The sequence below is a fragment of the Bacillus sp. BP-3 genome (genome assembly GCF_028401955.1).
Lineage (GTDB): Bacteria > Bacillota > Bacilli > Bacillales > Bacillaceae_G > Bacillus_A.
This window is the reverse complement of sequence record NZ_JAQOTJ010000014.1, coordinates 107474-117003: the sequence shown is the minus strand read 5'-3', so window position 1 is coordinate 117003 and position 9530 is coordinate 107474. Positions and strand designations below refer to the sequence as shown.

Below are 9530 nucleotides of genomic sequence, written 5' to 3'. Positions count from 1 at the left end.
TCGGTTCGCTCGACTTGCATGTATTAGGCACGCCGCCAGCGTTCATCCTGAGCCAGGATCAAACTCTCCAATAAAGTGTTTGTCTAGCATCATAAATAAAAATTGACGTTTCACGTTGTTTGTTTCGTTTAGTTTTCAAAGTTCAATATCGCGTTTTGGCGACTTTTATAATATAACATAACATTTCATGTTCGTCAACAACTTGTTTCAACATTTTGTTTCAATGAATTGCTGACTCTGCCTATTATATAGACTTCACTCTCCCTATGCAAGTACTTTTTATAAAAAAAAGAATAAGGGAAATTCCCTTACTCTTCTGAGCCTTCTTGATCTTCTTGTATGTCTTCTTCATCTTCTTTTTGTGTTTTTGCTACCGTTGCTACTTCTTGCTCGCCTTCTAAACGAATTAAACGAACACCTTGTGTATTACGTCCCATTTGAGAAATTTGATCAACTGGCATACGGATTAAAACACCCGCTGCTGTAATCAACATAATATCTTCTTCACCATTTACAGACTTAACAGCAATTAACTTACCATTTTTATCTGTAATATTACATGTTTTAAGCCCTTTACCCCCACGGCTTTGGAGGCGATATTCTTCAACTGGCGTTCGCTTACCATAACCATTTTTCGTTACAATTAAAACATCCATTTCATCTTCAACGATTTCCATGCCAACTACTTGATCTTCCTCACCTAACGTAATAGCTTTTACACCCGCTGCATTACGTCCCATCGAGCGAACATCTTGTTCATGGAAGCGAATTAACATACCGTTACTTGTTCCCACAATCATATCCTTTTGGCCTGTTGTTAATCGAACAGAAATAACTTCATCATCTTCACGAAGTGATATTGCAATTAAACCATTATTACGTATGTTAGCAAATGATGAAAGTGGTGTTCTTTTTGCAATTCCCTGTTTAGTCGTAAAGAATAGATAATGGTCATCACTAAATTCTCGAATCGGGATAATCGCATTTACCCATTCATCTTTATCCACTTCTAACAGGTTAATAATCGGTATCCCTTTCGCTGTACGGCTATACTCTGGGATCTCATATCCCTTCGTCCGGTATACTTTCCCTTTATTTGTGAAGAATAAAATATGATCATGTGTAGATGTTGTTAACAAATGTTCTAAGAAATCATCATTGTTCGTTCCCATACCTTGAACTCCACGTCCGCCACGATTTTGCGTTTTGTACGTAGAAGCTGGTAATCGTTTCACATACCCATTATGAGTAAGTGTGATTACAATGTTTTGCTCTGGAATTAAATCTTCATCCTCGATTGCTTCCATACCGCCAATTGTAATTTCTGATCTTCGTGTATCATTAAAGCGATCTTTAACTTCTGTTAATTCTTCACGAATAATTTCAAGAACTTTCTCTTCATCTGAGAGAATTGCTTTTAACTCCGCAATCAATGCAAGTAGTTCTTGATATTCTTGTTCGATTTTTTCACGCTCTAATCCCGTTAAACGTTGCAAACGCATATCTAAAATTGCTTGTGCTTGCTTTTCACTTAAGCCAAAACGTTCCATTAATCCTTGCTTTGCAATATCTGCTGTCTTCGAATTACGAATTAGAGTAATTACTTCATCAAGATGATCTAACGCGATGCGTAAACCTTCTAAAATATGAGCACGCGCTTCCGCTTTCTCTAATTCATATGCAGTACGTCTACGGATGACGACCTTCTGATGATCCAGGTAATAATATAGGCATTCTTTTAAATTTAATACTTTAGGCTCTCCATTTACGAGCGATAGCATATTAATACCAAAGCTTGTCTGAAGTGCTGTATGTTTATATAGGTTATTCAATAACACATTTGCATTAGCATCTCGTCGTAATTCCATGACGATACGCATACCATTTCGATCTGATTCATCACGTAAATCTGTAATACCATCAATCTTTTTGTCTCGAACAAGCTCCGCAATCTTTTCAATCAATCTTGCTTTATTCACTTGATATGGTAGTTCAGTTACAATAATAGATTGTTTTCCATTTGCCTTCTCTTCGATCTCTACTTTTGCACGAAGAATTACTGTACCACGCCCTGTTTCATACGCTCTTCGAATTCCACTTCTTCCAAGAATTTGACCAGCTGTTGGGAAATCCGGTCCAGGAATATACTCCATTAATTCTGCAATCGTGATATCCGGATTATGACTTAATGCTAATACCCCATCAATTACTTCCCCAAGCTGATGCGGTGGAATATTCGTTGCCATACCAACCGCGATACCAGTTGCACCATTTACTAATAAATTAGGAAAGCGTGCGGGTAATACAATGGGTTCTCTTTCCGAACCATCATAGTTATCTTGATAATCAATTGTATTTTTTGTGATATCACGCAATAGTTCCATAGAAATCTTGGACATTTTTGCCTCTGTATAACGCATTGCAGCCGCCGAATCACCATCGACAGAACCGAAATTACCATGTCCATTTACTAGCATATAACGTTGACTAAAATCTTGGGCCATTCGCACCATTGTTTCATATACCGCTGAATCACCGTGTGGATGATACTTACCAATTACTTCACCAACAATACGTGCAGATTTCTTATACGCTTTATCAGCAGTAATTCCTAAATCGTTCATCGCATATAAAATTCTGCGGTGAACAGGCTTTAATCCATCACGAACATCTGGCAGTGCACGAGATACGATAACGCTCATCGCATAATCTAAAAACGAGGTACGCATTTCTTGGCTAATATTAATTTCTCGAATTCGGCCTTGTTGTTGGTTGTCTGACATCAACCAGCACCTCCTCATTACATTTCCGATCGATATATCATGTTCATTTATACGTAGAAGACAGGAATACTCCGATTCCTGTCATCAATCATTAAATATCAAGATTTTTTACATATTTTGCATTTTCCTGGATAAAGTTACGACGTGGTTCAACTTTATCACCCATTAAAATTTCAAATGTTTCATCCGCTTCAATTGCATCTTGAAGCGAAACTTGAAGAAGCGAACGTACTTCTGGATCCATTGTTGTTTCCCATAGCTGCGTTGGATTCATTTCTCCAAGACCTTTATAGCGTTGAATACCTGGTTTTGGTTGCTTCGGAATCTCCGCTAATATACTTTCAAGTTCTTTATCGTTGTAAGCATATTCAACTCGTTTACCCTGTTGCACTTTATATAATGGCGGTTGTGCAATATATATATAACCGTGCTCAATAATTTGACGCATATAACGATAGAAGAACGTTAATAATAGGGTGCGAATATGAGCACCGTCGACATCAGCATCCGTCATAATAATAACTTTATGATAACGCGCCTTTTCAATCTCAAAGTCTCCACCAATACCAGTGCCAAGCGCAGTAATAATTGTACGTACCTCATCGTTTGATAAAATTTTATCTAAACGAGCTTTTTCTACGTTAATAATTTTCCCTTTAAGCGGTAAAATTGCTTGGAAATGACGATCGCGCCCTTGTTTTGCTGAACCGCCCGCTGAATCACCCTCTACGATATAAATTTCACTAATAGAAGGATCTTTGGAAGAGCAATCTGCAAGTTTTCCTGGTAAGCTCGATACTTCTAGCGCACTTTTTCTACGTGTTAATTCACGAGCCTTTTTTGCCGCTACACGTGCACGTGCTGCCATCGTTCCCTTATCTACAACTTTTCGAGCAACATTTGGATTTTCAAGTAAAAACTTTTCAAACGCTTCAGAGAAAACTGATTCTGTAATTGTTCTCGCTTCGCTATTTCCAAGTTTTGTTTTCGTTTGCCCCTCAAATTGTGGGTTTGGGTGTTTAATGGATACAATAGCCGTTAAACCTTCACGAACATCTTCACCTGTTAAATTACTATCAGCATCTTTTAAAATATTATTTTTTCGACCATAATCGTTAATCACACGTGTTAATGCTGTTTTAAATCCTACCTCATGCGTACCACCTTCATACGTATGAATGTTATTTGTAAATGAATAAATGTTAGTTGTATATCCTTCATTGTATTGAAGAGCAACTTCAATTTGAATTCCATCTTTCGCACCTTCTACATATACCGGCTCTTCATGTATCGGTTCTTTAGAGCGATTTAAATGCTCAACATAAGACTTAATACCGCCTTCATAATGGAATTCTTTCTTTTGTTTATGCTCACGTTTATCTTCAATTGTTAGTTTAATATTACGATTTAAAAACGCTAGTTCTCGTAAACGAGTTGCCAACGTATCAAATTCATATTCCGTAGTTTCAGTAAAAATTTCTGCATCTGGTTTGAAACGCGTTACTGTTCCTGTGTGATCTGTATCTCCAATAACCTTTAAGTCTGCAACTGGAATACCACGTTCATATTTTTGATAATGAATTTGCCCGTCACGATGAACAAATACCTCTAACTCCGTTGATAATGCATTTACGACAGAAGCACCTACACCATGTAAACCACCAGAAACTTTATAACCGCCGCCACCAAATTTCCCACCCGCATGAAGAACTGTCATAATAACTTCTACAGCGGGGCGACCCATTTTCTCGTGCATCCCAACTGGAATACCACGACCATTATCTGTTACTGTAATACTATTGTCTTCTTCAATAGCTAGATTAATCTCATCACAATATCCCGCTAATGCTTCGTCAATACTATTATCAACAATTTCCCATACAAGATGATGAAGACCTTTTCCACTCGTCGAACCAATGTACATCCCTGGACGTTTTCGAACTGCTTCTAGTCCTTCCAACACCTGTATTTGACTTTCATCATATGCATTCTCTTGCATTTGCTTTTGTTCCATTGACACAAAGATCACCTACTTTTCCATTTAGACAGAAGTTATTTATCTTCTTCTCCACAATCCACTGTGCCGTTCGTTACATGAATTGTTTTTGCTTGTTTTAATGTATCATGCTCAATTCCATCAACACTTGTCGTTGTTACAAACGTTTGCACTTTTCCTTGAATCGTATTAAGCAGATGTGATTGCCTGTAATCATCTAGTTCCGATAACACATCATCTAATAAAAGGATTGGATATTCGTTAACTTCTGAATAAATCAATTCGATCTCAGCTAACTTTAGGGACAGCGCGGTCGTTCGTTGTTGTCCTTGCGAACCAAAAACTTGAACGTTTTTCCCATTAACAAAGAATTGCAAATCGTCACGATGAGGCCCAATTAAGGTTGTACCACGGAAGATTTCACGTTGTTTCACAGATTGGAAACTTTCATAGTATACTTCTTCTATTTTCGACAAATCCATGGATTCTGATACATCTATACTTGGTTTATAAACTATTTCTAGCTCTTCAAGTCCTCTGCTAATTCCTCGATGAATTGGAGCTGCCCATTCTTGCAATAGACGTAAAAATTCAAAACGTTTTTTTAACACTTTTACACCATGTTCAACGAGTTGGAGTGTAAACACATCTAGCATAGTTTCATCATTCTTACTGCTTCCTTGCATTTTTTTAAGCAAATGATTACGCTGTGTAAGGACTTTTTGATATTGACTTAATTCATACAAATACACAGGAGCTATTTGTCCAAGCTCCATGTCTAAAAAACGTCTTCGTACTTGAGGACTTCCTTTAACAAGATTTAAATCTTCTGGTGCAAACATAACAACATTCATTACGCCAATATATTGACTTAATTTTTGTTGTTCAAGTTGATTTAACTTTGCCTTTTTTCCCTTTTTAGAAACATTTAGTTCTAAAGACAAAGAGTTGTTTCTTTTTTGTAGTTTCCCTTTTATTTTACCATAATCCTCATCCCATCGGATAAGTTCACGATCATTAGAAGTTCGATGAGACTTTGCCATCGCTAATACGTAGATCGCTTCCATCAAATTGGTTTTTCCTTGCGCATTTTCACCAATAATTACGTTTACTTTATCTTCGAAGGAAAGATCTAACCTCTCATAATTGCGATAGTTTTGTAAATGTAATTCTGTAATATACAAAGGGATCCCCCTTTATCCTTGAACTTGAAATGTTCCGATCTCCGGAATTTCAACAATATCATTTGTATATAATTTTCGGCCTCGTCGATTTTCAAGCTCTTTATTTACATACACTTCGTACTCTTGTAAAAACCACTTTACCGCTCCGCCTGTATCAATCACGTCAGCCAGCTTTAAAAATTGTCCTAATGTAATATATTCTGTCGAAATTTGAATACGTTTCATCATAAATCGCTCACTTTCTAAAAGTGTTCATTCTTTCATTGTACTAAATAAACAAGCATTAGGAAAGTAATAGCGAGAAATCAAAAGGGTTACCAGTAGATTTGTACTAGTAACCCTTATCATAATTTTAGTACGTACGTACCGGTAAAATTAATTGAGTAATGGAATCATCGTTCACAGTACGAATTAAAAATGGTCTCATCGCACCAGTAAAACTAACTTTGATTTCTGTACTATCCAATGCTTTTAATGCATCCATCATATACTTTGCACTAAACGAAATTTTTAACTCTTCCCCAGTAAATTGCTCACATTGAACTTCCTCTACTACTTTTCCGATTTCTGGAGAATTTGATGAAATTTCCAACATTTGATTTTCTAAAGTTGATAATTTCACAACATTATTACGTCCATCTCTCGCTAATAATGAGGCCCGATCAATCGCTTGTAAAAATTCTTTTGTATTTACAAAAATATCCGTTTTACTATCAGGCGGAATTAGTCTTGTAGTATCAGGATAGCTGCCCTCTAATAGTCTAGAGAAAAATAATAAATGTTTTGTACGGAATAGAACTTGATACTCCGTTATAACAATATCTACCACTTCTTCTGATTCATCAAGAATTTTACTTAATTCATTTAAACTTTTTCCTGGAATAACAACATTAGCTTGAAATTCATTCGCAATAGTTTGTCCTGTGATTTTTGCTTTACGAAGTGCTAAACGATGACTATCTGTTGCAATGCAAGTCAACTCGCTGTTATATACCTTCCAGTTTACACCTGTCAAGATTGGACGTGTTTCTGATGTAGATACAGCAAATACGGTTTGACGAATCATATGTTTTAAAAGATCTGTTGGGATTTGAAATACATGATGTTCTTCAATCTGTGGTAATAATGGGTATTCAGCTGAATCTAAACCATTTAGATTAAACTCAGATTTTCCAGATTTTATTTTTGTCATAAAATGACTTTCTAAAGAAATTTCAACTGTATCTTTCGGTAATTTTTTTACAATCTCACTGAAATATTTTGCTTGTAAAACAATACTTCCAGGTTGTTTTACTTCTACAATTTCTTTCCCATCTTCTTCGACTGGGATAAAAGATTCAATGGATATATCTGCGTCACTACCTGTTAATGTAACACCTTCTTCAGTTGCTACAATTTTAATCCCTGTAAGAATTGGAATGGTTGTACGAGAGGAAACAGCTTTCATTACATCTTGTACACTTCTGACAAGGTAGTCTTTTTGAATTAAAAAATGCATATCGAAAACCTCCGGTAAGTATGAAATTGAGTTTATTTAATAATAATAAAAAATTAGTAGTAATAGTAATAGGACTTGTGGATATGTGGATAACCCGTGAAAAAGACGGAAAAACAGTCTATCTACATGTGGATAGACTGTGTGTAAAACAGGAATAGTTATTCACGTTGTTCACATTATTTGATTATTACTTTAAAATATCGCGAATTTCTTCAAGTTGTCTTTGTAATTGTGTATCTGTTTTTAACAACTTTGAAATTTTTTCATGAGCATGAATGACTGTAGTATGATCACGTCCGCCGAACTCTTCACCGATTTTTGGTAAAGAGGAATCAGTTAATTCACGAGACAGATACATTGCAATTTGACGAGGGAAAGCGACAGATTTTGTTCGCTTTTTTGCTTTAAAGTCTTCTAATTTTACTTGGAAAACATCCCCCACAGCCTTCTGAATGTCATAAATTGAAATAATTTTTGGCTTTGAATTTGGAATAATATGTTTTAGTGCTTCAGCAGCTAAATCCGCATTAATATCTTTATTAATTAAAGAAGAGTATGCCACAACACGAATGAGGGCACCTTCTAATTCACGAATGTTAGAGTCAATTTGATTGGCAATATAAAGCATAACTTCATTTGGGATATCAAGCCCCTCAGCTTTTGCTTTCTTACGTAAAATCGCAATCCTTGTTTCTAAATCTGGAGGAGTAATATCTGTAATGAGTCCCCATTCAAAACGTGAGCGTAAGCGATCTTCTAATGTTGGGATTTCTTTTGGTGGACGATCACTCGAAATTACAATTTGTTTACTTTCTTCGTGCAATGCATTAAACGTATGAAAGAACTCTTCTTGTGTCTGTTCTTTTCCAGCAAGAAATTGAATATCATCTATAAGCAGAACATCGACGTTTCGGTATTTATTGCGAAAATCAACTGCTTTATTATCACGAATAGAATTAATAAACTCATTTGTAAATTTTTCAGATGATAGATAAACGACTTTTGCGTTTGGATTATGTTCGATGACGTAATGACCAATCGCATGCATTAAATGCGTCTTTCCAAGTCCTACCCCTCCGTAAATAAATAAGGGATTATATGCTTTAGCGGGTGCTTCCGCTACAGCTAAAGAAGCAGCATGGGCAAAGCGATTGCCAGAACCGATTACAAAAGTATCAAATATATATTTTGGATTCAGCATACTTTGTGGGAAATGATTAGGTTCATCATGCATCGTTTTATTCTTTTGAACAGGAGGATAGTCAAATTCCTCTTCTGTTTGACTTTGTGGAATGATAAAGCGAATTGTAAGTTCTGCTCCCATTAAATGAATAATTGTTTCTGAAATAAGTTCAGAATAATGGGATTCCAACCAATCACGTGCAAACTCATTTGGCGCAGTAATTGTTAAAACGTCCTTTTTTAAGGAATACGCTTTTGTAGACTTAAGCCAAGTTTCATAACTAGGCTTACTCACTTTTTTTTCTAATTCTTTTAAGGTGCTATTCCATAAATCCGAAATATTTTCCAATAGGTGTCCCTCCTTTACAAAAGATGATGAGTAAACAGTGTGTTTAATATTTGTATAACGTAAGCGGAAAACGCTGTATATTTATACGAAACACTTTTTAAAAGAAAAAAGCGCTTGAAATAATAAGATAGAGTTTTCGACAAAAAAACACATTGTGGAAAACTATTTATGCACATGTGATTATATCTGTCCACAAGTTATACACAAACTGTGGATAAAAAATAATTATAAAAAACTTGTTCAAGGTGAAAACACAACTATAATATCAAAAAAAGATAGCGATAGCAATGTATTTCGGAAAGTTATCCACAAAATCAATACCTTGTGGAATAAACTTGTCCACAGTACGATATACTGTGTAAAAAAGAAAAAAATATTTGTGGATAGAAAAAAGTGGCGAAAAAAATTATCCACAACAAATAGAGTGTGCTGTGAACAACCTTGTGAATAGGGAGAAAATGAATATTTGATTAAAATTTTTAGAAGCATTGACATTTTCATAGCAAATTAACTATAATTTATAGGACTGTCTTTAACA

The 9530-nt window shown here is 35.5% G+C and carries 6 protein-coding genes and 1 rRNA gene; all 7 read right to left on the bottom strand.

The genetic code is table 11. The features are described from left to right. Positions 1-74: ribosomal RNA gene (locus tag PLX19_RS19780) — 16S ribosomal RNA — on the bottom strand; the annotation flags it as partial. Positions 75-308: 234 nt separating this feature from the next. Beyond that, positions 309-2783, bottom strand: a complete 2475-nt coding sequence (gene gyrA / locus PLX19_RS19775) for a DNA gyrase subunit A (protein ID WP_272190493.1) — start codon at positions 2781-2783, stop codon at positions 309-311. A 91-nt stretch (positions 2784-2874) separates the two neighbouring features. Continuing rightward, a complete protein-coding gene (gene gyrB / locus PLX19_RS19770) occupies positions 2875-4797 on the bottom strand; it encodes a DNA topoisomerase (ATP-hydrolyzing) subunit B (protein WP_272190492.1) in 1923 nt (640 codons plus the stop codon). A gap of 38 nt (positions 4798-4835) precedes the next feature. Beyond that, a complete protein-coding gene (gene recF / locus PLX19_RS19765) occupies positions 4836-5963 on the bottom strand; it encodes a DNA replication/repair protein RecF (RefSeq protein ID WP_272190489.1) in 1128 nt (375 codons plus the stop codon). Between the two features lie 12 nt (positions 5964-5975). After that, positions 5976-6188, bottom strand: a complete 213-nt coding sequence (gene yaaA / locus PLX19_RS19760; protein WP_035433842.1) for a S4 domain-containing protein YaaA — start codon at positions 6186-6188, stop codon at positions 5976-5978. Between the two features lie 127 nt (positions 6189-6315). Next, complete coding sequence (gene dnaN, locus PLX19_RS19755) at positions 6316-7461, bottom strand: DNA polymerase III subunit beta (RefSeq protein WP_272190488.1); 1146 nt, start codon at positions 7459-7461, stop codon at positions 6316-6318. A 187-nt stretch (positions 7462-7648) separates the two neighbouring features. Next, positions 7649-8992, bottom strand: a complete 1344-nt coding sequence (gene dnaA, locus PLX19_RS19750) for a chromosomal replication initiator protein DnaA (protein ID WP_272190487.1) — start codon at positions 8990-8992, stop codon at positions 7649-7651. Between the last annotated feature and the right edge of the window lie 538 nt (positions 8993-9530).